Annotated in this window: 20 protein-coding genes, 1 tRNA gene and 2 pseudogenes; 9 read left to right on the forward strand and 14 right to left on the reverse strand. The window is 72.1% G+C overall.

What is annotated here, in order from left to right:
• Window positions 1-56: 56 nt before the first annotated feature.
• From ACFHW0_RS22990 to ACFHW0_RS23000, 3 genes are read right to left on the reverse strand one after another with little or no spacing between them, the layout of a single operon-like run.
• Window positions 57-518 carry a RidA family protein gene (locus tag ACFHW0_RS22990; RefSeq protein ID WP_416610681.1) on the reverse strand — a complete coding sequence of 154 codons (462 nt, stop codon included), beginning with the start codon at window positions 516-518 and terminating at the stop codon, window positions 57-59.
• On the reverse strand, window positions 515-670 hold the full coding sequence (locus tag ACFHW0_RS22995) for a DUF4177 domain-containing protein (RefSeq protein ID WP_018222171.1): 156 nt from the start codon (window positions 668-670) through the stop codon (window positions 515-517). The genes ACFHW0_RS22990 and ACFHW0_RS22995 overlap by 4 nt, the downstream gene beginning before the upstream one ends.
• A gap of 46 nt (window positions 671-716) precedes the next feature.
• Window positions 717-1,196 carry a hypothetical protein gene (locus ACFHW0_RS23000; RefSeq protein ID WP_416610684.1) on the reverse strand — a complete coding sequence of 160 codons (480 nt, stop codon included), beginning with the start codon at window positions 1,194-1,196 and terminating at the stop codon, window positions 717-719.
• A 309-nt stretch (window positions 1,197-1,505) separates the two neighbouring features.
• Between ACFHW0_RS23000 and ACFHW0_RS23005 the strand changes: the two genes are divergently transcribed.
• From ACFHW0_RS23005 to ACFHW0_RS23015, 3 genes are read left to right on the forward strand one after another with little or no spacing between them, the layout of a single operon-like run.
• Window positions 1,506-2,213: a hypothetical protein gene (locus ACFHW0_RS23005; protein WP_416610686.1), complete on the forward strand. Its 708-nt coding sequence runs from the start codon at window positions 1,506-1,508 to the stop codon at window positions 2,211-2,213.
• Between the two features lie 26 nt (window positions 2,214-2,239).
• Window positions 2,240-3,217, forward strand: coding sequence for an ArsA family ATPase (locus ACFHW0_RS23010; protein ID WP_416610688.1), 978 nt, complete (start codon window positions 2,240-2,242; stop codon window positions 3,215-3,217).
• Between the two features lie 54 nt (window positions 3,218-3,271).
• On the forward strand, window positions 3,272-4,423 hold the full coding sequence (locus ACFHW0_RS23015; RefSeq protein ID WP_416610690.1) for an ArsA family ATPase: 1,152 nt from the start codon (window positions 3,272-3,274) through the stop codon (window positions 4,421-4,423).
• Between the two features lie 6 nt (window positions 4,424-4,429).
• Here ACFHW0_RS23015 and ACFHW0_RS23020 read toward each other — a convergent pair whose 3' ends face one another.
• Window positions 4,430-4,750: a WhiB family transcriptional regulator gene (locus ACFHW0_RS23020; RefSeq protein ID WP_089003040.1), complete on the reverse strand. Its 321-nt coding sequence runs from the start codon at window positions 4,748-4,750 to the stop codon at window positions 4,430-4,432.
• Window positions 4,751-5,155: 405 nt separating this feature from the next.
• Here ACFHW0_RS23020 and ACFHW0_RS23025 point away from each other — a divergent pair, with 405 nt between their 5' ends.
• Window positions 5,156-7,594: a penicillin-binding protein gene (locus ACFHW0_RS23025; RefSeq protein WP_416610692.1), complete on the forward strand. Its 2,439-nt coding sequence runs from the start codon at window positions 5,156-5,158 to the stop codon at window positions 7,592-7,594.
• Between the two features lie 82 nt (window positions 7,595-7,676).
• On the opposite strand, the gene ACFHW0_RS23030 is transcribed toward ACFHW0_RS23025, so the two are convergent.
• Window positions 7,677-8,132, reverse strand: a complete 456-nt coding sequence (locus ACFHW0_RS23030; RefSeq protein WP_416610694.1) for a GatB/YqeY domain-containing protein — start codon at window positions 8,130-8,132, stop codon at window positions 7,677-7,679.
• Window positions 8,133-8,157: 25 nt separating this feature from the next.
• Here ACFHW0_RS23030 and ACFHW0_RS23035 point away from each other — a divergent pair, with 25 nt between their 5' ends.
• Window positions 8,158-9,051: a metallophosphoesterase gene (locus ACFHW0_RS23035; RefSeq protein WP_416610696.1), complete on the forward strand. Its 894-nt coding sequence runs from the start codon at window positions 8,158-8,160 to the stop codon at window positions 9,049-9,051.
• Between the two features lie 126 nt (window positions 9,052-9,177).
• Window positions 9,178-9,251 (forward strand) — tRNA-Pro (locus ACFHW0_RS23040).
• Window positions 9,252-9,329: 78 nt separating this feature from the next.
• Here ACFHW0_RS23040 and ACFHW0_RS23045 read toward each other — a convergent pair.
• The 4 genes and pseudogenes from ACFHW0_RS23045 to ACFHW0_RS23060 form a co-directional block, all read right to left on the reverse strand.
• Window positions 9,330-10,347, reverse strand: a pseudogene (locus tag ACFHW0_RS23045) (tyrosine-type recombinase/integrase); the annotation flags it as partial.
• Window positions 10,332-10,582: pseudogene (locus tag ACFHW0_RS23050) on the reverse strand (replication initiator); the annotation flags it as partial. The pseudogenes ACFHW0_RS23045 and ACFHW0_RS23050, both read right to left, overlap by 16 nt.
• Window positions 10,583-11,174: 592 nt before the next feature.
• Window positions 11,175-11,456, reverse strand: coding sequence for a hypothetical protein (locus ACFHW0_RS23055; RefSeq protein ID WP_132238501.1), 282 nt, complete (start codon window positions 11,454-11,456; stop codon window positions 11,175-11,177).
• Window positions 11,457-12,743: 1,287 nt separating this feature from the next.
• Window positions 12,744-13,823: a helix-turn-helix domain-containing protein gene (locus ACFHW0_RS23060; RefSeq protein WP_416610699.1), complete on the reverse strand. Its 1,080-nt coding sequence runs from the start codon at window positions 13,821-13,823 to the stop codon at window positions 12,744-12,746.
• Between the two features lie 345 nt (window positions 13,824-14,168).
• Here ACFHW0_RS23060 and ACFHW0_RS23065 point away from each other — a divergent pair, with 345 nt between their 5' ends.
• Window positions 14,169-15,368 (forward strand): helix-turn-helix domain-containing protein, encoded by a 1,200-nt coding sequence (locus ACFHW0_RS23065; protein WP_416610701.1) that lies wholly within the window; start codon window positions 14,169-14,171, stop codon window positions 15,366-15,368.
• A 599-nt stretch (window positions 15,369-15,967) separates the two neighbouring features.
• Here the strand turns inward: ACFHW0_RS23065 and ACFHW0_RS23070 are convergent.
• Window positions 15,968-16,441 carry a hypothetical protein gene (locus ACFHW0_RS23070; protein WP_416610702.1) on the reverse strand — a complete coding sequence of 158 codons (474 nt, stop codon included), beginning with the start codon at window positions 16,439-16,441 and terminating at the stop codon, window positions 15,968-15,970.
• Between the two features lie 132 nt (window positions 16,442-16,573).
• Between ACFHW0_RS23070 and ACFHW0_RS23075 the strand changes: the two genes are divergently transcribed.
• A complete protein-coding gene (locus ACFHW0_RS23075; protein ID WP_416610704.1) occupies window positions 16,574-17,857 on the forward strand; it encodes an MFS transporter in 1,284 nt (427 codons plus the stop codon).
• A 192-nt stretch (window positions 17,858-18,049) separates the two neighbouring features.
• On the opposite strand, the gene ACFHW0_RS23080 is transcribed toward ACFHW0_RS23075, so the two are convergent.
• From ACFHW0_RS23080 to ACFHW0_RS23095, 4 genes are all read right to left on the reverse strand, one after another.
• Window positions 18,050-19,756: a bifunctional metallophosphatase/5'-nucleotidase gene (locus ACFHW0_RS23080; RefSeq protein WP_416610707.1), complete on the reverse strand. Its 1,707-nt coding sequence runs from the start codon at window positions 19,754-19,756 to the stop codon at window positions 18,050-18,052.
• Window positions 19,757-20,043: 287 nt separating this feature from the next.
• Window positions 20,044-20,499, reverse strand: a complete 456-nt coding sequence (locus ACFHW0_RS23085) for a lamin tail domain-containing protein (protein WP_416610708.1) — start codon at window positions 20,497-20,499, stop codon at window positions 20,044-20,046.
• Between the two features lie 273 nt (window positions 20,500-20,772).
• On the reverse strand, window positions 20,773-21,414 hold the full coding sequence (locus ACFHW0_RS23090) for a histone deacetylase (RefSeq protein WP_416610710.1): 642 nt from the start codon (window positions 21,412-21,414) through the stop codon (window positions 20,773-20,775).
• A gap of 18 nt (window positions 21,415-21,432) precedes the next feature.
• Window positions 21,433-22,215: a phosphodiesterase gene (locus ACFHW0_RS23095; RefSeq protein ID WP_416610712.1), complete on the reverse strand. Its 783-nt coding sequence runs from the start codon at window positions 22,213-22,215 to the stop codon at window positions 21,433-21,435.
• A 215-nt stretch (window positions 22,216-22,430) separates the two neighbouring features.
• Here ACFHW0_RS23095 and ACFHW0_RS23100 point away from each other — a divergent pair, with 215 nt between their 5' ends.
• Window positions 22,431-23,852, forward strand: a complete 1,422-nt coding sequence (locus ACFHW0_RS23100; protein WP_416610713.1) for a diguanylate cyclase — start codon at window positions 22,431-22,433, stop codon at window positions 23,850-23,852.
• The last annotated feature ends 41 nt before the right edge of the window (window positions 23,853-23,893 follow it).

Consider the following 23,893-nt stretch of genomic DNA (forward strand, 5'->3'; position numbering starts at 1 on the left):
CCCGTTTCACGGCTTTGCCGGGCACCGGGCGCAGGATCGCGGGGAGGCGGCGCGGGTCAGGCGACCTCGACGATGACCTCGACCTCGACGGGGGCGTCCAGAGGCAGCTCGGCCACCCCGACGGCGCTGCGCGCGTGCCGACCGGCCTCACCGAAGACCGCGCCGAACAGGTCGGACGCGCCGTTGATCACGCCCGGGACGGCGGTGAAGCCGGAGGCGGCGGCGACGAAGCCGGTCAGCTTGACGACCTTGACGACGTTCTCCAGGCCGACCAGCGAGTCGATCGCGGCCAGCGCGTTGAGCGCGCACTGCTGGGCCAGGTCCTTGGCCTGCTCGGCGGAGACGCCGGCGCCGACCTTGCCGGTGGCGAGCATCTTGCCGTCGACCATCGGCACCTGCCCGGAGACGTAGACGTGCTGCCCGGACTGGACGGCCGGCACGTAGCTGGCCAACGGCGGGACCACCTCGGGCAGCGTGTGCCCGAGCTCGGCGAGCTTCGCGTGCGGACCGTTGCTCATGCCTTCGGCCGCTTCAGGTAGGCGACGAGCTGCTCCGGGTTGGGACCGGGAACCACGGAGACGAGTTCCCACCCGTCCTCACCCCAGTTGTCGAGGATCTGCTTGGTCGCGTGGACCAGCAGCGGGACCGTGGAGTATTCCCACTTCTGCATAGGTGGAGGGCTCCCTTGGCTGGAGTTCGACTTCTCGACGCACAGCCTACGGTCCGGCCGACGGGCGGGGCGCGGGACGCTGCTCCGGGGGCGCCGGCACCTCCCCGCAGGGGCCGCCGTGCTCGTACGGCTGGGGGCAGCGGGAGCGGTCCGGTAGCAGCAGGTCGCAGAAGACCCGGTGCCGGTTGTTCTGGTCGTCGGTGCTGGAGACGGTGGTCTCGCCGGCGTCCAGTTCGCTGAGGAAGCTCAGCGAGGTGGCGACCGTCCCGGCCAGCGCGGTGGCCGCCCTCAGATTGGCGACCCGGATCGGCAGGTGGATGACGAAGCCGGGCTCCTCCTCGTCCCGGGCCCCCGGAGCCGACCGGGCGGGCACGCGCACCACCTCGACGGGCTCGGCGAGCCGCCGGTACGACCGTTCGTTGATGGGCAGGCCGACGCCGCCCTCGGCCTCCCCAGGGGAGCCGGGCCGCCGCGCCCGGTCGCCCGCCGGGAACTGGGCCCGAGGAATGTTCTCCACGTCGCGCATGCCTTGCCTCCGGACGTCGTGCCTGTTCAGGTCATCGCTTGCGGGTCCGGGCCCTCCGCCCGGCCCGCCCCCCGCGCCGCTGAGAACGTAGGTCCGTGGCGACAGTCGCGCCAACCGGACGCGCACATGCGATCACAGAAAGTCACATATGCGACACACCGTCGGTAAGGAACCTGACGGCACCCGCCGCCCCCCGGAGCGGGGAACCGACCGCTACCCTTCCGGTCGGACGGGCGCTCGCCGGCTCGCCGCCAGCTCGATCACGCTCGTCGCCCGGTCAGGCGACGACGCCGCAACCCGGGGGATGAGATGACCCAACCACCCAGCGGTGGCCCCGCCGGACCGCCGGCCGACCAGCCGGGTTCCCCGGCGGCTCCCGGCCCGGCCGCCGCGCCGGGCCCGGCCGTCCCACCGGGCCCGGCGGCCCCGCCCGGCCCGCCCGCCGCTCCTCCGGCCAACCCGGCCGGCCCACCCGGTCCGGCCGCCCCGCCCACCGGTCCCGCCGCCGCCCCGGACCCGTCGATCCCGCCGCCCCCGGCCGGGTACCCGCCCTACCAGCCGCCCGCCGCGCCCAGGAAGAAGCGCGGCGCGCTCATCGCCTCCATCGCCCTGGCCGTGATCCTACTGCTCTGCGCCGGGGGTGGCGTCGTCACCTTCCTGACGCTGCGCGACGCCGAGAACGGCGAGGGGGCCAAGGAGCCGACGGTCGCGGTGGACGAGTTCCTCAAGGCCGTCTACCAGGAGCGCGACGCGGACCGGGCGGCCGGCCTGGTCTGCTCCTCGTCGCGCGACGAGAAGAAGATCGCCGCCAAGGTGGCCGAGGTCGAGAAGCACGTCTCGGCCCACCAGAACCCCCGGTTCCGGTGGAGCACCCCGAAGGTGGACAACCAGACCGGCGACCGCGCCACCGTCACCACCAAGGTCACCATGACCACCGCCGACGAGAAGGTGGCCGACCAGGACCTGCGGTTCACCGTGGTGAAGAAGACGGGTTGGTGGGTCTGCGAGGTCGCCTGAGCCCACGGCCTGGATAGGCTCGACGGGTGCGAGCAGCAGAGTCGCCGGCCGACCCGGCCGGCCCGGAGTGGCCGGCCCGCCTCCACGTCGTGACCGGCAAGGGCGGCACCGGCAAGACCAGCGTCGCGGCGGCGCTGGCCCTGGCGCTGGCCGCCGGCGGCCGGCGCACGCTGCTGGTCGAGGTCGAGGGGCGGCAGGGCATCGCCCAGCTCTTCGGCACCGATCCGCTGCCGTACGAGGAGCGGCACCTGACCGACGCTCCGGGCGGCGGGGAGGTGCGGGCCCTGGCGGTGGACGCCGAGGAGGCCCTGCTGGAGTACCTCGACATGTTCTACAAGCTCGGCGCGGCCGGCCGGGCGCTGCGCAAGCTCGGGGCGATCGACTTCGCCACCACCATCGCCCCGGGCCTGCGGGACGTCCTGCTCACCGGCAAGGTGAAGGAGGCGACCACCCGCACCGTCGGCCAGCGGCGCGCGTACGACGCGGTGGTGCTGGACGCGCCGCCCACCGGGCGGATCGGCCGGTTCCTCAACGTCACCGCCGAGACGGCCCGGCTGGCCAAGGTGGGCCCGATCAAGACCCAGAGCGAGGGGGTCGCCGCGCTGCTGCGCTCCCCGATCACCGCCGTGCACGTCGTCACCCTGCTGGAGGAGATGCCGGTCCAGGAGACGGTCGACGCGATCGCCGAGTTGACCCAGCTCGGCTTCCCGGTGGGACGGGTGATCGTCAACGGCGCCCGGCCCCCGCTGCCCGCGGGCCGGGTGGTGGCCGCCGACGAACTGGAGCGGGGGCTGCGCGCCGCCGGGCTGCCGACCGACCGGGACACCGTCGCCGGGCTCGCCGCCGAGGCGCGCGACCAGGCCGTCCGCCGCGAGCTGGAGGATTCGCTCCGCGCCGACCTGGTGGAGCTGGGGCTGCCGATGACCGAGCTGCCGCTGCTGCCCGACGGGGTGGACCGGGCCGGCCTGGACCGGCTCGCCGCGACCCTCGTCCGGGCGGATTGACTCACACCTGCGACCGGCCCGGGCGCACGGACCGACCCGGCCCGATACGCTCGATTGGTGCCTTCCGAAGACGCGGCGCCGCAGCTGGACGTCGACCAGATCCTCGCCGATCCGGGCGTCCGGATCGTGGTGTGCTGCGGGGCGGGCGGGGTGGGGAAGACCACCACGGCCGCCGCGCTCGCGCTGCGCGCCGCGGAACGGCACGGCCGGCGCACGGTGGTGCTCACCATCGACCCGGCCCGCCGGCTGGCCCAGTCGCTCGGGCTGACCGAGCTGGACAACACCCCCCGCCAGGTCAAGGGGATCGACGTCGAGGCCAGCGGCGGTGAGCTGCACGCCATGATGCTCGACATGAAGCGCACCTTCGACGACGTGGTGCTCCAGCACACCGATCCGGCGAAGGCCGCGGAGATCTTCGCCAACCCGTTCTACCAGGCCATGAGCTCGACCTTCGCCGGCACGCAGGAATACATGGCGATGGAGAAGCTGGGCCAGCTGCACGCCCGGGGCGAGTGGGACCTGATCGTGGTGGACACCCCGCCGTCCCGCTCGGCGCTGGACTTCCTGGACGCACCGGCCCGCCTGTCCCGCTTCCTCGACGGGCGGATGCTGCGGCTGCTGCTGGCCCCGGCGCGTACCGGCGGGCGGAGCATGTTCAGCCTGGTCACGGCCTCGTTCGGGATGTTCTCCAAGGTCGTGCAGAAGGTGCTCGGGGCCCAGTTGCTGACCGACCTCTCCGGTTTCGTCGCCGCGCTGGATTCGATGTTCGGCGGCTTCCGGCAGCGCGCCGAGCAGACGTACCGCATCCTCCAGGCGCGGGAGACGGCGTTCCTGCTCGTCGCGGCGCCCGAGCCGGACGCGGTCCGGGAGGCCGCCTACTTCGCGGGCCGGCTGCGCGAGGAGAAGATGCCGTTGGCGGGCCTGGTGCTCAACCGGGTGCACCGCCCGGCGGTGCCCGGGCTCGACGCGGCGGAGAGCCTGGCCGCCGCGGAGCGGCTGGTCGGCCTCGGCGGGCACGAGGGCACCGTCGACGTGCTGCGGGCCCACGCCGCGCTGGCCCAGCAGGCGGTACGCGAGCGGCAGGTGGCGACCCGGTTCACCGAGGCGTTCCCGGCGGTGCCGGCGGTGTCGGTGACGGCGCAGCCCGCCGACGTGCACGACGTCGACGGGCTGCGGACGATCGGCGCGGCGATCAGCCGGCCGTGACGGTGCTCAGCCGGCGGTGGTGACGAGGATCTTGTCCTTGCCGGCCTTGTCCTTGGCGTTCTTCTTCATCGCGGCCTCGAACATCTTGCGCCAGCTCGCCACCTGGGGGTGACGGCGCAACAGCGCGCGGCGTTCGCGTTCGGTCATGCCGCCCCACACACCGAACTCGATCCGGTTGTCCAGCGCGTCGGCCAGGCACTCGTACCGAACTGGGCAGCTCCGGCAGATCCGCTTCGCCACGTTCTGTTCGGCGCCCTGTACGAACAACGCGTCCGGGTCCCCGTTCTGACACGCCGCCAGCGACGGCCAGTCAGTGATCATGCCCATCTGTACACGTCCCCCCTTGCAGTACCTACCGACCCCGTCGCGGACCAGCCGGCAATTCCCCCCGATCGCCCTGCCCGCCTTCCCCAAGGCGGCACGGACGACATGTGGCGCTGTCGCCGCCCCCATCATGCTCTGTAGTCGACTGATTACGCAACGTTGTCGGCGAAATCCATCATTCCGGACACTCCCGGCTTCCCGGGCCTCGCGACCGCCGGTTACCCCGTCGGGGTCCGTGAAAACGCTGCGAGCCTCCTCCCGCAGGAGGGAGACTCGGCGGCGGATTCACGCAACCACGCACCGGGGGTCGTGCGTTTAGCACAACGAGGTCGGCGCGCGCAGGAAATGGGGAAAGAACGCCCCGGCGCCCCTCGTTCCCTACTCGCGTACCCTGTCGAGGTGACCTGGATGCGGAAACGTGACCACAATGTGCTGACCAACGCCGCATCGCTACTCATATGTGGCCTGTTGGCCGGCGTGGTGGTCGCGGCGGCGGCCTTCCCTGCGGTGGCGATGTCCGGACTGGCCGCGAAGGCCGGCGCCGAGACCTTCGGCGCACTGCCCAAGGAGCTGACCGTGGCGCGCGCGCCGCAGATCAGCTACCTTCTCGCCTCCGACGGCAAGACCCCGCTGGCGACCATGTACGACGAGAACCGTCGCGACGTGAAGCTGGCCGACATCGCGCCCATCATGCAGAAGGCGATCATCGCCGCCGAGGACCACGACTTCTACAAGCACAACGGCGTGGACCTCAACGGCATCGCCCGGGCCTTCGTCAACAACCAGTCCAACGCGTCCAGCCAGCAGGGCGCCTCGACGCTGACCATGCAGTACGTCCGGCTCGCCATCGCGTACTCGGCGAGCCACCCGGCGGACGTGGTCGCGGCCACCGAGGACACCAGCGCCCGCAAGCTGCGCGAGATGCGCTACGCGATCCAGATCGACAAGGAGCTCTCCAAGGACGAGATCCTGGAGCGCTACCTCAACATCGCCGCGTTCGGCAACGGCGCGTACGGCATCTACGCCGCCAGCCAGGTCTACTTCAACAAGCCGCCGAGCAAGCTGAAGCTCGAGGAGGCGGCCATGCTCGCCGGCATGGTGAAGGCGCCGAGCACCAACGACCCGACCACCAAGAGCGGCCACGCGGCGGCCCTCGCCCGGCGCGACTACGTCATCCAGAACATGGTCGAGACCGGCGCCATCACCCAGCAGGAGGCGGACGCAGCGAAGGCCACCAAGCTCGTGGTCACCGGCAAGCGGGCCCCCAACGGCTGCGTCTCGACCAACGAGAAGGGCTGGGGCTTCTTCTGCGACTACTTCTACCGCTGGTGGATGGGGCAGGAGACGTTCGGCTCGACCTCGTACGACCGGGAGCGGCGGCTGAAGAGCGGTGGCTACACCGTCGTCACCACCCTGGACCCGCAGGCCCAGCGGGGCGCCGACAAGGCCGTCCGCAAGGCCAAGTCGGAGAAGAGCAAGGAAGCCGCCATGGTGGCGGTGGTCGAGCCGGGCACCGGCCGGGTCCGGGCGCTGGCGGTGAACCGCAACTTCAAGCTCGACGACCCGAAGAAGCCGGCCAACAAGCCGCACAGCGACCCGAAGCAGCGCAAGAAGAAGAAGCTCGGCAACTACCCCAACACCGTGAACCCGCTGCTCACCGGCGGCGACGGCATCACGGGCTACCAGGCCGGCTCGACCTTCAAGATCTTCACCATCGTGGCGGCGCTGGAGAAGGGCATCCCGCTCGGCTACACGATCAACGCCCCGCAGGCCTTCAAGTCGGAGTACATCGTCGAGGCGGGCAGCCCGGCCGCCTGCCCCGGCACCAACAAGTACTGCCCGACCAACTCCGGCAAGAAGGCCGGCGGCGTGCAGAACATGTGGAGCGCCTTCGCCTCCTCCATCAACACCTACTTCGTGCCGCTCCAGCAGCAGGTCGGCGCGGAGAACGTGGTCGACGTGGCCAAGCGGCTCGGCATCCAGTTCCGGGTCAGCAAGGAGAACGAGTGGGCCAACAACAAGGACTACGCGCACGACTGGGGCGCGTTCACCCTGGGCGTCTCGAACACCACCCCGCTTGAGCTGGCCAACGCCTACGCCACCCTGGCGGCGGACGGCAGGTACTGCGAGCCCATCCCGGTGCAGGAGATCAAGGACCCGGAGGGCAAGAAGCTCGACATCGCCAACCCGCGCTGCGAGAAGCGGGTCAGCACCGAGGTGGCCCGCGCCGCCGTCGACGCCGCCCGTTGCCCGGTCGGTGACAACTCCTCCACCAGCAAGTGCGGCGGCAGCCGCACGGCCGCGAACGTCCGGGGCATCGTCGACGCCCCGGTGGCCGGCAAGTCCGGCACCACCGACTCGGAGAAGAGCGCGGCCTTGGTCGCGATGACCAAGCAGTACGCGGTGGCCGGCATCATGGCCGACCCGGACTGGCCGCAGACCAACGTCAAGATGAAGCACAACCAGAAGGACGGCATCAACCCACCGGTCTACGAGACGCTGCGCGACGCCATGAAGGGCAAGGACCGGAAGAACTTCGAGCCCCCGGGCAAGAAGATCTCCGAGGGCGACCAGCGCCGGATCCCCGACGTGAAGTGCCTGGACCCGGAGCAGGCGAAGTCCCGGATCGAGGCGGAGGGCTTCGACGCGGTCATCTCCGACATCAAGGTCACGTCGACCTGCCCGGCCGGCAAGGCAGCCGGCACCAGCCCCGACGGCCGCACCATCAAGGGCGGCGTGGTCACCATCCAGATCAGCGCCGGCGGCGGTACTACCCCGGGCACGACGCCCGACAACAACCGGCCGCCCACCAACCCCGGCCGACCGCCGGGCCGCTCCGGCGGCTGAGCCGGCCGAACGAACGCCACGGGCGGGCACCCCTCGCGGGGGTGCCCGCCCGTTTCGCGTACGCGGGCCGGTGCGACCTGCGTCAGAGGCCGAGCTGTCGGCGTACCTCGGCGGCGACCCGACCGCCCTCGGCCCGGCCGGCCACCGCCGCCTGGGCCGCCTTCATGGCGGGGCCCATCTGTGCCTTGCCGGTGAAGCCGCCCGCGGCGAGCGCCCCCGCGACCAGCTCGGTCAGCTCGGCGTCGGGGAGCTGCTTCGGCAGGTAGCGCTCCAGCACCTCGCCCTCGGCGACCTCCTTCGCGGCCTGCTCGGTGCGGCCGGCGTCACCGAAGGCGGCGGCGGCCTCCCGGCGCTTCTTCACCTCCTTGGTCAGCACCGCGAGCACCTCGTCGTCGGTGAGCTCGCGCTTGGCCTTGCCGGCGACCTCGGCGGTGCCGACGGCGGCGAGCGCCATCCGCAGCGTGGAGGTGGTCAGCTCGTCGCGCGCCTTCAGGGCGGCGCGCATGTCGGCGGTCAGACGGTCCTTCAGCGTGCTCATGGTCGGTGAAACTACCCTGAACGGCATGCGAAAGCGCACACTATTCCGGCTCGCGACCGGGACCGCCGCCCTCGGCGCGGCGACCCTGGCGTACGCGTCACTCGTCGAGCGCAACATGTTCACCCTGCGGCGGTACGACGTGCCGGTGCTGCCGGCCGACGCGGAGCCGCTGCGGGTCCTGCACCTGTCGGACCTGCACATGATGCCCGACCAGGGGCGCAAGCAGCGCTGGGTGGCGTCGCTGGCCGCGCTCGACCCCGACCTGGTCGTGGTCACCGGGGACAACATGGCGCACCCCGGCGCCGTGCCCGGCGTGCTGCGCGCTCTCCAACCGCTGCTCGATTTCCCGGGGGCCTTCGTCTTCGGCTCCAACGACTACACCGGGCCGGTCTGGAAGAACCCGTTCACCTACTTCCTGCCGGACCGGGAGTACACCGAGGGCGTCGAGCTGCCGCACGAGGAGCTGCGGGACGTCTTCGTCGGCGCCGGCTGGACGGACCTGAACAACGCCCGCGCCACCGTCAAGGCCGGCGGCCGGGTCGTCGAGCTGCTCGGAGTGGACGACCCGCACGTCGAACGGGACGACTACGACTCGATGGCCGGGCCGGTGTCGCCCACCGCCAACCTGTCGATCGCGCTCACCCACTCCCCCGAGCCGGCCGTCCTCGACCGGATGGCCGCCGACGGCTTCGGGCTGATGCTCGCCGGGCACACCCACGGCGGTCAGGTCTGCGTACCGGGGGTCGGTGCGCTGGTCACCAACTGCGGACTGCCCCGCTCCATGGCACGCGGCCTGCACCGCTGGCCCGGCTCCGACTCCTGGCTGCACGTCTCCGCAGGGCTCGGCACCCACCCGACCGCGCCGGTCCGGTTCGCCTGCCCGCCGGAGGCGAGCGTGCTCACCCTGATCCCCCGCTGACCCGTACCCCTGGGCGCCGCCGGGCCGCCGCTCACGGCCCGGCGGCCGGCCGGGAGAGCCGGCACGGCCGTGGGGGTACCGAGTTGGACCCCCGACCGGGGTGGGCTACTATTTGTCGGCACGCCTCGGGGTGTGGCGCAGCTTGGTAGCGCGCTTCGTTCGGGACGAAGAGGTCGTCGGTTCGAATCCGGCCACCCCGACCGAGGTCAGGGGCCACTCTCTATCGATGAGAGTGGCCCCTGATTCATTCGTACAGCAGCCGGGTACAGCAGCGGCGGTCACCGCAGGCTCTCCCCCAAGCGCATGAGGGCGTCGCGGGTGGCGTCCGAGGACGCCTGTGAGTAGATCTCCATCGTCACCGACACCTCGGCGTGCCGAAGCACCTGCATGATGACGCGCGGGTGTACGTCCAGGTCGACGAGCAGGGTCGCGCAGGTACGCCGGGCGTCGTGCACGGTGATCTTCCGGACCCCGGCGCGGGCGCAGCGGGCGTCCCAGGAGCGGTTGAAGTTGCGCGGCTCGACCGGCGTTCCGTAGCGGGTGGTGAACAGCAGCCGTGAGCCCTGCCAGGCGATCCCGGCCTGGTCGCGGTCGTTCTTCCTCGCCGTGCGGCGGAGGTCGAGTGCCGTCGCGCAGATGTCCGGCAGTGGGAGCGTGGCGTCCGAGGTCTGCGTCTTGGTCTCGCGGTGCAGCAGTTGGCCGCCGACCCGCTGCAACTGCCAGCCGATCGACATCTCCCGCCGCCAGGTCCACGGCGTCCTCGATGAGGCCGAGCACCTCGCCCTTACGCAGGCCGAGCACCAGGATCAGCACGTATGCGGCGTAGAGCGGATCCCGGTCGGCCCGCGCGGACTCCAGGAAGCGACGCGCCTCGTCACTGGTCCAGGCCCGGCCCCTGCGGCGGCGAACCGGCGGGAGCTTGACCAGGGCGGCGGCGTTGCGGGTGACCAGTTCCTCGGTGGCGGCGTGGTTGAGCGCCGAGCGCAGCACGCCCCGGATGTCCTTGACGGTGCGGGGGGACGGCGTGTCACCGCAACACCGGCCGAGTGCGCAGCATCGCCGTCGGGCCACCGGGCGGCGGGCGTCCTTGCCCTGGGCGCAGCACTGGCAGGTGCGGGCCACCTCGTTGATCCACGTCTGCACGTCGCGCACCTGGAGCCGATCGAGCCGCTTTCCACCGAGGCCGGGAATCACGTACAGCCGGAGGATCGTCTCGTACGTGGCGCAGGTCAGCGGCGCGAGGTTGGGGCGCACGACCTCCTGGTGCCAGTAGGTCAGGTAGTCACCGAGCAACGGACGACCTGGAAGGCGTCGCCGGCGTAGACCCAGGCGCAGTCGGGGCACTGGGCAGCACGCCGGTTGCCGCACGCCTTGTACAGCGCTCGGTCAGGCGGATCGGGCGGGTGCAGCCGGCAGCGGCGCGGGTGTGCTCCAGCCAGCCGAAGAAGTCCGGCGTGGCGGCACGGTGCAGGGCTTGAGCCTTACGGCCGTCCGCGAGGCCGGGGCGGTGCAGGGTGAGCAGGGCAGACACGGATCTCTCCTCGGGCGGTGGCAGGGACAGCGGGCGAACAGCCACCGGACGCCGGAGCGGTATCCGTCGGTGGTGTTCGTGGTGTTTCCTGGCACCGCCTGGGGAGGGCGGCTAACGCCGGAGGGCGGATGTGTGGCCGAGCCACTGACCGCCGTTGGGGTAGGTCCTTCCGGTTTGCCGAACGTGAATGTGATGCCGGGACGGGTGGGGTGCCTGGTCGTCGGCTTCCGGAGAGTTGCCGCAGGCAGTCCCCACCCGTCGAGGTACGCGAATCCGGGCCACCGTGGACGGCAGGAAAGGCCGTGCTGGACCGCTTAGCGGATTCCGGGACCGGCACAACGGCCGGTGCGATGGAGAGCCGGCGGGACGTGACTCGCATCAGCGGCAGAAAGGCCGCTCGGCAATTCCGGAGTCGAGTTCAGCGATACGGCAGGAAGGCCGCGCTGGCGTGCTCGACGGAGACCACGGTAGCACCGAGCACCGACACGTCAACCCACCGTGAGTCAGTCGCTAGAAGACTGATCTTGTAGCGAGCTGGTTGATGCCACTCATATCGAGGGTGATGCGGTGGACGACCGATCCTCTCGAAACGTCAGGTGTACTCGGTGAGGACAAAGCTGTGACCCTCGTCGGTAGGGTCCACGACGACATCGATCGTGCTTCTGTCCGCGAACCGCAGCGTGAAGACGGGGTCCAGGTCGCAAAGCAGTGCGAAGCCGGCTCGATTCTCGTCGTCATTGAGGACGGCGTGGCCGCTTGCCTCCCAGGTACCGTCGTCAGCAGTGGTAACCACGATGTCCACCTCGACGCTGCCGAGCAGGGTTACGGGATTAGCCCACCAGTCCAGCCAGCAGCGACCCTCGAAACGGTCCACTCCGCCATCTTGCCAAGGTAGGTCGGCCCGGCCACCGGCCGTGGGAGGACTTTCCTTACATCTATCAAGGCGGCCCTGAACGGGCCGCACGCGCCGCCGCCTGGGCGCGCGTCCGACGCTCCGCTGTCGCTCCACGCCGGCCACGCAACACGCCCGGCGGCTGGCGCGGAGAGCGGGAAGCCCGGGGGCCGCCGCAGACGGATCAGGTGTGGGAGTGGTGGAGGTTCGTCGCCGGCAGCCGGCCGCGCCGCGCCCGAGCAGCGCGGCGCAGGGAAGCGCGCGCCGGGTCCGCGCGGCAAGCCCCAAGCATGGGGGCGATGCCCGCGCGAGGCGTGCCGGTCGTCCAGGAGCCGGCTCCGCAGCCGCTCAAGGTCAGATCAACTGCTCACCTGGGAGGGGGAGGGGTGCCCGCCGGTGGCCAGCTCCGACCCCGGGAGCCGGGTCCGTACCGGGCAAGGTCGGGTCAACTGCGCCACTGTGGCGGTGTCCGCCGTGGGCGCGGTCCGTGACACGAAAGCCGACTCCGTCTGCTCCGACAGCGTCCGTACGTGCGTCAAGGTCCGCTTGACGTGGCGTGCCGGACGGCGGCCCGCTCCCCGGACGGCGGGTCGATGGCGGGCAGACGGGATGGCTAGGAATGCCATCTCGGGTTAGATTTCCAAGGTGGAAATTGATCGAAGTATGCCCGCGCATGCTTGTCCACAATCAGCAAGGTGCGCTGAAGCTGATCGAGCGTGCCACTCCATGCGCCTACCTTCCGCTGCCGTCGCACACACTCGGCTGAGCTGCCCATTAAGGGTCCCTTCGCTTCTCGTTGGTCACTGACCATGAGGCGGAGCAAGTGGGTTAGGGCAGCAGGGCTGGCGGCCCATCTCACTCCCCCAGGTCCCGCCCATTACAGTTCGGACGCCTCTGCTGCCTCTAGCGAGCTTGACACCCCCGCCGGCAGAACATAGCCCTCAGACAGCAGCGGCAGCAACGAGTGCGGATCTGGATCTGGACACTGTCGGCAGCCGTCTGCCCAGCGATCCGTCAGCTCAGGGCCGGGCACAGATCCGGCACAACCGAGCGCGAGTAACGGCGGAAGATACCAGAAACCGACGGAAGGCATTTCAGCAGCTCACCAGCTGCGCCGGGGGTTGCGTGGAAGGTCAGAAAGCTGGGGCTCTTACTTCCAGCGGAAATGCACGAACTGACCCTGGTCAGGCGGGCGCCGGCCGCAGGCGCAACGCCTTGCTTGCGAGGCATCAGGCAGCGCAGCTTGAGCCCGCATCCCCGCAGCCAAGGTCAGGTTGGCCTGCGTGCTGCTCTTTCGACTTCTTGTAGGACTAGTCCAAGGGTTTGTGAGCGGCGGTCTGCTGGCAGCGTTGCCCAGGCCCGTCGGGCGTAGGCGAGTCCGCCGGAGCGGTCTCCGGACTTGGCCATCATGAGGGCGCGGTGCAACTCGATGTGGGTGGCGAACCGGGTCAGTGGCGGCGGTCGGAGTCGGTCGGCGTCGGTCTGGGCCTGTTCGCCGGGGCCGACGATGCCGAGTCGGGCGTAGAGCATCGACCGGAAGGTGGCCATCCGCCAGGCGGGCACGGCGGCGTCGGAGATCTCCCCGTCGGGTGAGGCAGCATGGTCGAAGACTCGTCGTGCGTCCTCGTCGGCCGTGATGGCTCCGGCGATGTCGCCTCGTCCGGCGGCGACGTGTGCGCGGGCCATGAGCGCCTGGAGGCGTCCGAGCGATGGCCGGTCGGACAGAGCGATGGCTTCGTCGGCGTACCGCTTGGCGACGGGGAGGGCCGCGCCTTCGTAGGCCAGGGCGATGGCAGCTCGGCCGCGTACCCAGACCCGGACGGTGAGGTCGTCGGAGCGGTCGGCGGCGATCCGGGCGGTGTCGTACCAGCCGATCGCCTCGGTCGGGTCCTTGGTCGTCTTGCCGTAGGTCGTGAGTGCGCGGGCGGCGGTCGCCCACATGGTCGGGGAGTCGAGCTGCTGTTGCAGGACGACAAGGTCACCAGCGAGCCTGGTCTGGAGGCTGTCGGCACCGATCTCCATGTAGTCGCGGCCGTACTGGTCGACCCGGTCGCGCCAGCGGTCCTCGCTGTCGCGGCGGCCGGCGAGGGCGGCGGTGAAGCCGCATCGGATCAGCTCGTTGGCGGCGATCGGGCCGATGGTGGCGGCCTGGAGGAGGTGCCTGCGTCTCACGTCCGGGTCTCCCAACGCTCGCGCGTATGCGAGCACGATGTCCGGCGTCGCGGTCCGGCGTCCCACCTCGACGTTGCTCAGGTGCGATGCCGAGTAGCAGGTACGGGCCGCGATGGAGGCCAGCGTCACGCCTGCCTCAGTACGAGCCTGCCTCAGTTGTGCGCCGAGGTCATCCATCGGAGCCCCCGTGAAAGGTCCTGAAAGCATCGAGCTACTTCCGTCCGTAGCCGTGCGATCACAAGAGTAGTTCCCAGGCGCGGCCGGTGCGGTCGGTGTGAGAACCGGGCCTGGTCGCGTCGCCAGCCGGCGCGGCGGCATCGGTCCTTCCAAGAGCAGTGCTGCCGCGCCCCCTCTTTACAGCGGAGGCGGGAATGAGCGACGACGCACCAGCCGAAGGCCGAGGCGAACAGATTCAGCAGGCGGAACGGAAAGCGGCGCGACGGCGGATTCTCGCGCAGGCTGAGGCGGATCGAATACCGGCCAAGGAGACGACCCGGGCTGTGCCGGATCGGCGGTGGCGTCGTGGACAGTAGTGAGTTGTTGCCGGTGGGTCGGCGGGTGGCGTACTGGCGGGGGCGGCGCAAGCTGTCGCAGCAGGTGTTGGCGGATCGGTTGGGCAAGTCGAAGAGTTGGGTGGACAAGGTCGAGCGGGGTGTCCGTTCGCTGGACAAGGTGTCGACGCTTCAGGACATCGCCGCCGTGCTGCGCATCGACACGGCGGTGCTGCTCGGCCGGGACGCCCAGCCTGCCGGAATGACCGAGCGCGTCGAGGGTGTCGAGCGGATCCGGGTGGCTCTTTCGACGTACGAGATCGCGTTCGAGCGCCCGACGGGCCACGGTGTGCTGCCGGTAGACCGGTTGGCACGGCAGGCCGCGCACGTGTGGACGACCTACCAGCACGCCCGCTACCCGCAGGTGGTCGATCTGGTGCCGGGGCTGCTGGCCGACGCGCAGCGCACCCATGCCCGCGATCCCGGCGCGGGGCAGGCGCCGCTGGTGGAGGCGTATCGGGTGACCGGGTCGGTGTTGGTGAAGCTCGGCGCCCCCGACGTGGCGTGGCTGGCCGTCGACCGGGCGATGCTCGCCGCCACCGGCGACCGGATCCTGGTGGCTGCCGCTGCGGTGCAGCTCGGGCAGGTGTTGCGTGCCTCCGGGCGGGCGCGGGTGGCGAAGTCGGTGATGCTGGCCGCCTCGTACCGCATCGCGCCGCCAGCGATGGGGTCCGGCGACCCGGCGGAGCTGTCGCTGTGCGGAACGCTGCTAGTGCAGGCCGCCTTGGCCGCCGCCCGTGACGGGAACGATCGGGCCGCCGTCGGCCTGGTCGACGAGGCCGGCGAGATGGCGGCGCGGGTGGGCGACGGACACGACCACTATCGGACCGGGTTCGGGCCGACAGCGGTGGAACTGGCCCGCATCGCGGTCGCGGTGGAGCGGGGCGACGCCGAAGAGGCCATGGCCCGGCACGAGAGGGTGACCGTGCGGGAGGGGTGGCGGTGGCTGAGCGCCGAGCACCGCGCCGCGTACCTGATCGATGTCGCCCGCGCGTACCTGCACGCCGACGACCCGGTCGGTGCCGGGCGGGTGCTGGTGGAGGCCGATCGGATCGCGCCGGCCGAGATCCGGCAGCGGCCCGCCGGCCGTGACCTGCTCGCTCAGGTCGCGCGGGAGTCCGCCGCGCCGACGACGCTGATCCACCTCGCCGCCACTATCGGGGTGGGCTGAGCGGTGACAGCACCGCTGCTGTCCCTGGCCCAGATCCGCAACCGGCTGATCCTCACCGCCCGCGTTGTCCTCCGCCACCACCGACCCGGACCCGACGGACGCTGCCCGACCTGCCGAACCACAGGCTGCCCGGTGGCGACCGCCGCCCGCAACGTCCTGCGCACCGTCGAAGAGGTACAGCAGCGGAGTACAGCAACCGAGCCCACCGCGCACGACCCGGACGAGCCTCAACAGGCCCGATGACCTCGGACGCCCCCCCATCCGACCAGCTCGCCGACAGTTCGGGACGAAGAGGTCGTCGGTTCGAATTTGGCCACCTGACCAGAGGTGAGAGGGCACATCCGATCTTCGGATGTGCCCTCCCGTGCTTCCAGGTACGACCGGTCGAGTGACGACGCCGCGAAGACCGAATGCGACCCCCGACTGGCCGGGCGGACGCCCGAGCGGCACGGCCGGAGCCGCGTCCGGCGTCGTCGGTGGTCATGGAAAGGGTCCCCTCGCTCGCATCCCGAGCGGTCGTGCCGGCGTGTAACGGCACCGGCGGAGCCGGTTCGACTCCACATTGGCCAGTTGCGGAGCGCCTGACCACCCCGGGCCGCTCAGTCGTGCCGTTCGGTGCGCGCGATCTCGGCGAACGCGGCGCTCAGGTAGCCGTCGAGGGGCCGCCCCGTGGCGGCGAGCAGGTCGGCGACGAGCAGCGGCGCGTGCCGCGCCACGGCGGGCGGGTCGGGCGGCGACTCGTCGCCGTCCGGGTCGTAGACGCCGAGGGCGCCCGCGAGCAGGACGAGCACCACGTGCGGGTCGACGTCGGGCCGCCACTGCGCGGCGTCGCGGACGCAGCCTTCGAGCACCTGACGGACGTCGTCGCCGTCCAGGCCGTGCGGGTGGGTCTCCTCCAGCAGCAGCCGGACCACCGCGCCGAGCACCAGGCCCGACCGTTCGGCCGCCGCGAGCCGGGCCACCGCGATGTCGTACGCCTCGGGTGCGCGCTCGCTCGCGGCGGCGACCGCGTCGGTCGCGGCGGTGGCGATCTCGCGGGCCGGTGCGGGCAGGTGTCGCCAGGTGGTGGTCATCCCGACCAGGATCGCAGAGAGGTACGACGCCCCGCCGGCACGCTCCCGGTGTGACACCGCGCACACGGCGAGCGGCAAACTCCGGGCGAAAAGGTCTCGCGCTGCGTCACACCCAGAGCACAGAATCGGGGGATGCTCAGTCGCGCCCTGCCCCGCCGCTTCGAAGCTCAGCGGATGCTCGTCGGCACGCTGTTGTCGGCGATCGGGCGCGGCCTCACCCTGCCGTTCCTGTTCATCTACCTGACCGACGTCCGGGGTCTCTCCGACACCCGCGCCGGCCTGGTGATCGGTTGGTACGGCGTGATCACGCTGGCGTTGTCGCCGGTCGGCGGCGCGCTCATCGACCGGTTCGGCGCCCGCCGGATCCTGCTGACGGGCCTGGTGATCGAGGCGGTCGGCACCGGGTCGCTGGCGCTGGTCGACTCGAGCGCCTCGGCGTTCGGGGTGATGACGCTCGTCGCGATGGGCAGCTCCGTCATCTGGCCCGGGCAGAACACGATCCTCGCCTCGCTCACCGACGCCGACGAGCGGCAGCGGGTCTTCGGGTTGAACTTCGCCCTGCTCAATCTCGGCATCGGCCTCGGCGGCCTGACCTCCGGCGCGATCGTCGACACCGCCCGGGCGGTCACCTTCCAGGCGATCTACGTGCTCGACGCGATCAGCTACCTGATGCCCGCACTGATCCTGCTGACCCTGCCGCACGTGGGCCACCGGCTCGCCGCAGCAGCGGCCGGAGACCGGACGTCGGCCGGCGGCTACCTCACCGTGCTGCGCGACCGCCCGTTCCGGCGGCTCGTCATCTTCGGCCTCGTCCTGACCACCTGCGGCTACGCGCAGATCGAGGTCGGCTTCACCGCGTACGCCGTGCGGGTGGTCGAGGTGACACCGCGCGTGGTCGCCTGGGCGCTGGCCGGCAACACGGTGATGATCGTGCTCTCCCAGCTGCTGGTCCTGCGCCGGATGGAGGGGCGCAGCCGCACGGGCGCGCTGGCGGTCGTGGGCGCGGTCTTCGCGGTCGCCTGGCTGGTCCTGGGGGCCGGGGGCGTGGTCGGCCCGAGCAACGCGCTGGTCGCCGCCCTCTGCGTCGTGGCCTGCTCGGCGATCTTCGGCTTCGGGGAGACCCTGCTGTCGCCGGTGATGCCGGCGCTGACGAACGCGCTCGCCACGGACGCGCTGCGCGGCCGATACAACGCCATGAGCTCGATGATCTTCGGCATCAGCGGGGTGATCGGCCCGGTCACGGCGGGCCCACTGCTCGGTGCGGCCAACGGCCGGATCTGGGTCGTGGCGGTCGTCAGCGGTTGCCTGGTGGCCTCGATCATCGGGCTCTCCCTGCGCCGGCTGCTCACGCCGGCTCAGGACGGCCGCACGCCGGCCACCCCGCCGGCCACCGAACCGGCCCCCGCGAAGGCCTGACCACCGGACGGACAACCCGGCCCCGGCCCCGCCAACGGACGGAGAGCCGGCCCCGGCCCGGCAACCGGGCGGAGAGCCGGCCCCGGTCCGGGGCCCGGCCGACGGACGGACAATCGACCCCGGCCCGGCCAACGGACGGCGACGGGCCCCGGAGCGGATGCTCCGGGGCCCGTCGGGTGCGTACCGCTGCCGTCAGGCGGCAGGGACCTCCGCGGTGGTGCGGATGCGGTCCAGGGCCGGGGCCGAGACCGGGGACTCGGCGGTCAGGTAGGCCACGAACGCGTCCAGGTCGATCATGCCGGTGACCGCGTTGGTGCCGCCGGTGAGGACGGTGAAGCCGTCGCCGCCGCCGGAGAGGAAGTTGTTCACCGTCACCCGGTACGTGGCGTCGGGGGTGACCGCCACCCCGCCGAGAGTGAGGCTGCCCCGGACGACCCGGGTGCCGGCGCAGGCGTCGGCGGTCGTGCCGGTGGTGCCGGCCGGGTCGACGACGTACCGGACGGTCGACGACGGGTAGAGCGTCCGGGCGGTGACGAACTGCTGCTCCAGCAGGCAGTAGAGCTGCACGCCGGTGAGGTCGAGCGTCACGAGGTTGTTGGCGAACGGCTGCACCGTGAACGCCTCCTCGTAGGTGACCGGGCCGGCGTCGAGGTCGGCGCGTACGCCGCCGGGGTTCATGAAGGCGGCGACCGCGCCCTGCTCGTCGTCGGTGGCGGCGAGCTGCGCGTCGGCGATCAGGTTGCCCAGCGGCGACTCGCCCAGGGTCGTACCGAAGAGGCTCTCCTGGGTCTTCTTGATCTCCGTGGTGGTCTGGCCGACCTCACGGCCGGCCACCGGGCCGAGCACGGTCTTGTAGCGGTTGATCAGGTCGGTCTGCGCCCGGTCGGGGGCGACGTTCCGGGTGACCACCACGTTCTCGGCCTTGGCGCTGATCACGTCGCCGGTGCGCCGGTCGATGGAGAGGTCGATGTCGGTGACCAGGCGGCCGAAGGAGCTGGCGCTGGTGACCAGCTTGCCGTTGATGTCGCAGTTGTACGCCTGGTGGGTGTGGCCGCTGACGACCACGTCGATGGACGGGTCCATCCGGTTGGCGATGTCCACGATGGGGCCGGAGATGCCCTTGCAGTCGTTGATGCCACCGGTGGCGTCCTGGGTGCCGCCCTCGTGCAGCAGCACGACGATGGTCTCGACGCCCTGGCGGCGCAGCTCGCGGGCGTACCGGTTGGCGGTCTGCGCCTCGTCGGCGAAGGTCAGGCCGGCGACGCCCTGCTGGCTGACGATGCGCGGGGTGCCCTCCAGCGTCATGCCGATGAAGCCGACCTTGACGCCCTGCACCTTGTGGATGGCGTACGGGGCCAGCAGCGGCTGCCCGCTCGCGGTCTTGAACGCGTTCGCGGAGAGGTACTGGAAGCCGGCGCCCTCGTACGGGGTGCCGTCGACGCAGCCGTCGACCGGGTGGCAGCCGCCGTTCTGGATACGCAGCAGCTCGTCGGCGCCCTCGTCGAACTCGTGGTTGCCGACGCTGGCGTAGTCGAGCCCGGCCAGCGAGAGCGCTTCGATGGTCGGCTCGTCGTGGAACGCGGCGGAGAGCAGCGGGGAGGCGCCGATCAGGTCGCCGGCCGCCACGGTGATCGTGTTCTGCTTCTTGGCGTGCTTGCGCAGCTCGGCGAGCTGGGTGGCGAGGTATTCGGCCCCGCCGGCGGGCTGCCCGGCGATGGTGCCGCTGGAGCCGGAGGGCGGTTCGAGGTTGCCGTGGAAGTCGTTGAGGGCGAGCAGCTTGACGGCGACCGGCTTCGGGCCGGCGTCCGCCTGGTCGGGGGTGGTCGTGACCGCGCCGAGGGCGGTCACGGCGAGCGCGGTCAGGCCGATGGCGGCCCGGCGCATCCCGGGGTTGGACATGGAACTCCTCGTGGGAAGCCGGCGCGGGCACCCGGGTGACGGTCCACGCCGGGGCGGGCCGCGCCGTCGACAGGTTCGGTCGCGTGGCGGTGGTGGCCGACCGCCGCCGCGTCGCGGACAGCCTCTCATCGCCACCCGCTCCCGGTCGACCGGGGCAGGACCACGGACCTGCGCATACCGGCGGCCGGCGACCGGTCCGGACGGCCGTTTCCGACATGCCCGGCAGCGTGGGCAACGGTCGTCGACGGGTTGCCGCCGGCCCCGGTCGCCCGGGGCCGGCAGCGCCCTCAGCAGTACGTGTAGCTACCCTTGCTTCCCCACGAGCAGGAGTCGATCAGGGTGCCCGACGAGTTGCGCAGGTACGCCTTGTCGCCGGTGTTGTTCCAGATGTAGGCGCCCGAGCCCCAGTAGCGGTGGGTCGAGCTGTTGGTGCCCCTGCCGGTGTGCACGAAGACGCTGGCGCCCGGGGCCAGCCGGAAGTCGCCGGAGAACTTGTAGACGTGGTTGGACTGGTCGCGCAGCGTCCAGTACTTCAGGTTGACGGTGGTGGAGCGCCGGTTGGTCAGCCGGACGTACTCGGCGTTCAGGCTGGAGTTCGAGCGGTTGTCGGCGCCCGGCGAGTTGTAGTAGGCCTTGGTGATCTGGACGGCCGGGGTGGCGGCCTGGGCCGGGCCGGCGGCGGTCAGCGACACGCCCACCGTGACGGCGAGCGCCACCGCGAGACCGATCAGCCTTCTCCTCATGCGATTCCCCCACACACAGACGGCCGGTCGTGGAGCCGGCGGATGAGCCGTGCCCACGCACGGCCGGCCGAGGTTATCGATCTCCAGTGGCGATTGTGGACGGTGATACGGCCGCCCCGGGCAATTGCGTCCGCCCGGTTGACCCGCTGCCGACCGGCGGGACGTGCGCCGGTCGTCCGACCGACCGCCGGGATGACCGGGCGGCGGCACGACGGTCACCGGGCGTCCCGTCCCCGCGCGGCGTTCGGCGCCCGGGACCGTACGATGCGTCGGTCAGCCCGGCACCTCGTGCCGGTCCGTCCCGGCGATCAGCGCCGCGACGGCCGCCGCGTCCCAGGCGCCCGCGACTCCCGGCCGGGCCAGCAGGTAGCGGGCGATCCGGTCGGCGTCCCAGCCGTGCGACTCGCGCAGGCCACGGGCGATCATGTCGAGGTAGGCCGGGGCCGGGGCCCGCCACCGCACCTCGGACGCCGCCCAGGGGGCGGTGAAGGTCAGCAGCGGGAGCCCGTCGAGCCGGCCGGGGCAGAGCAGGGTCTCGTACCGGCCGGGGCCGAGGGTGGCCCTTCCGGTGGCGACGGCCTCCGCGATCAGGCCGGCGTCGGCGCCGGGTTCCCGGTACATCTCCTGAGCGGCCACGTCGGCGAACTGCCCGACGTCGAGCAGGTAGGCCCGGGCCGCCGCCTCGCCGGGAAGCGCCGGGTCGTAGAACGCCATCCCGCCGGTCCACGCCCGGGACTCGCCGGCGAAGTAGACGCCGCCGGGCAGCGACACCGGCACCGTACGCCCGGGTGGTCGCGGGTCCCGGCAGCCCGGATACGTCCGCCGCCCGCCGGGCGGGCAGCCCCCCGCCAGGTAGAAGTTGAGCCGGGCGGCGTGCATGTTCGACCCGTACGCGACGTACCAGACCTCGCCCACCCGCGACCGACCCGGCGGTCAGAAGCCGCAGGTCATGCCGGCGGCGTGGCTGGCCTGCACCAGGTGCGTGACGCAGCCGCTCCCGGTGACCCGGTGCAGCAGGAAGCCGGTCGGCTCGACGACCCAGCCGAACTGGTCGTCAGCGCTGGTGGTGAGGGAACTCTGCCGCCAGGTGCTCGGCGCCGTGGTGAGCACCGTGCCGGCGAAGTTCACGGTGACCGCGCGGTGGACGTGCCCGGCGACCACCCGGACGACGTGCGGATGGCGGGCGACCACCTCGGCCAGCTCGTCGCCGTCGGTCAGCCGGATGTCGTCGAGGAACGGGATGCCGACCGGTGCCGGTGGGTGGTGCAGGCAGACCACGGCCGGCACCTCGGATCGACCGGCCAGCACCCCGTCCAGCCAGCCGAGCTGGTCCTCGCCGAGGCAGCCGGCGCCGCCCCCGCCCGGCATCAGGGAGTCCAGCACCACGACCGTCGCCTCCGGGTGGTCCACGTGGTAGTGCGCCGAGAAGCCGCCGCCGAGCCACGGCGTGCCCCCGAACGCGTCCAGCAGCGACTCCCGGTCGTCGTGGTTGCCGGCGACCAGGTGCACCGGCAGCGGGAACCGGCCGATGACCTCGCGCAGCGTCGCGTACTCGTCAGGGCGGCCGCGGTCGACCAGGTCGCCGGTGATCACCACGCAGTCGGGCCGGGGGTTCAGCGCCAGCACCCGGCCCAGGGCGCGGTGCAGGCCGGCGGCCGGCTCGGCGGCGAGCACGCCGGTGGTCACGTGCGGATCACTGAGCTGGGCGATGAGCATCGGTGCCTCCACTCGACCGGGACCCTCACGCTATCGCCGCGAGCCCCGGCGCGCGGCCCGCCGAACCCACAGCCCCTGTCCACAGCCTGTGGATGGCACATGTGTACGAAAGCGCGGACGATCTTGAAACCCGGTGGTCCCGCGCCGCCCTGAGTACGCTTGATCGCGGGCCCGCCCGCCGGTCGCAGCCCTCCCTACCTGGAACGACGTGCCGAGTGGATCACGAGCGAGTCATCCGTGACGTCACGGTCCGCCTCCCCATGGCGTCGACCGTCGTCGAGGCGTGCCGGTGGACTGTCACCGCGCTCGCCCGCCACGCGCCGGCCACCATCTCCGTCCTGCTGCACGTCCACGACCGGCTCCGCTGCGTCGCGGCCACCGGCTCCTGGCAGGTCTTCTCCACCGTGGCGCCGAAGACCGGGATCGTGGGCCGGGTGTACGCCTCCGGCGAGACCGCCGTCGTGCCCGACGTCGCCGCCGACCCCGACTACATCCCGGTACGCCCCGACGTCACCGCCGAGGTGTGCGTACCGGTGCTGGACCCGGCGGGCCGGCCCATCGGGGTGCTGGACCTCCAGTGGTGCGGCCCGACCGACCTCGCCCCGTGGCGCGACACCGCCGAGCGGCTGGCGGCCCGGCTCGGGGCCCGGATCGCGGCGCTCGGCGGGCCACCTGCGGAGAGCCGCAGCGAGAAGCTCCTGCGGCACGCCGCCGCGCTGACCTCCGCGTCGACGGAGTGGGACCTGTTCGCCGCCGCGATCGCCGCCGCCCGGGACGTGTCGACGCTCTCCGCGGCGGTACTGGTGCTCGCCGGCCCGGACGGTCGCCGCCTGGGTACGCCGCCGGCCACCCCGGGCGAGCTGGAGGCCCGGATCCGGGCGGAGCTGACCGAGGCGGACCCCGCCGCGCTGGACGGGCTGGTCGCCCGCGCCCACCGCCACGGCGTGGGCTACACGCTCGGCGAGGCGGGACACCCGCCCGTCCCCGACCACCGGCCGCTGACCCGGGCCGGGGTGCGCACCCTGGTCGCGGTGCCGGTCGGCCGGCCCGACGACGGCGGGGTGCTGCTGGTGGCCGACGAACGGCTGCTGCGCCCCGACCCGACCACGGTCAACCTGTTGGAGCTGCTCGCCGGCCAGGCGTGGAGCTGCCTCGACCGGCTGCGCACCCTGGCGCGCCTGCGCGAGCAGGCCAACTCGGACCCGTTGACCGGGCTGCGGCACACGGGGCCGTTCGGCCAGCGGATCGCCGTGGCCACCCCGGGGCGTACGGCCCTGCTGGCGATCGACGTGGACGGCTTCAAGGCCGTCAACGACACGTACGGCCACCAGGCCGGCGACCGCGTGCTCGTCCGGCTGGCCCGCGCCCTGGAGGCGGCGCTGCGGCACGGCGACGAGCTCTACCGCATCGGCGGCGACGAGTTCGTGGCGGTGATCGAGGTGGGCCGCCCCGACGAGGCGGTCCGGATCGCCGAGCGCCTGGCCGAGGCGGCGAGGCGGATCGGCCGCACGATCAGCGTCGGGGTGGCCCTCCCCCGCCCCGGCGAGTCCCCCGAGGCCACCCTGCGCCGCGCCGACCAGGCGCTCTACGCGGTGAAACGCCACGGCCGCGACGGCGTCCGCCTGGCCCCCGCCTAACCCCACCCCACCCCACCCCCCCCACCCCCCTCCCCGCCCCA

The organism is Micromonospora sp. LOL_025, from assembly GCF_048060285.1.
Taxonomy (GTDB): Bacteria; Actinomycetota; Actinomycetes; order Mycobacteriales; family Micromonosporaceae; genus Micromonospora.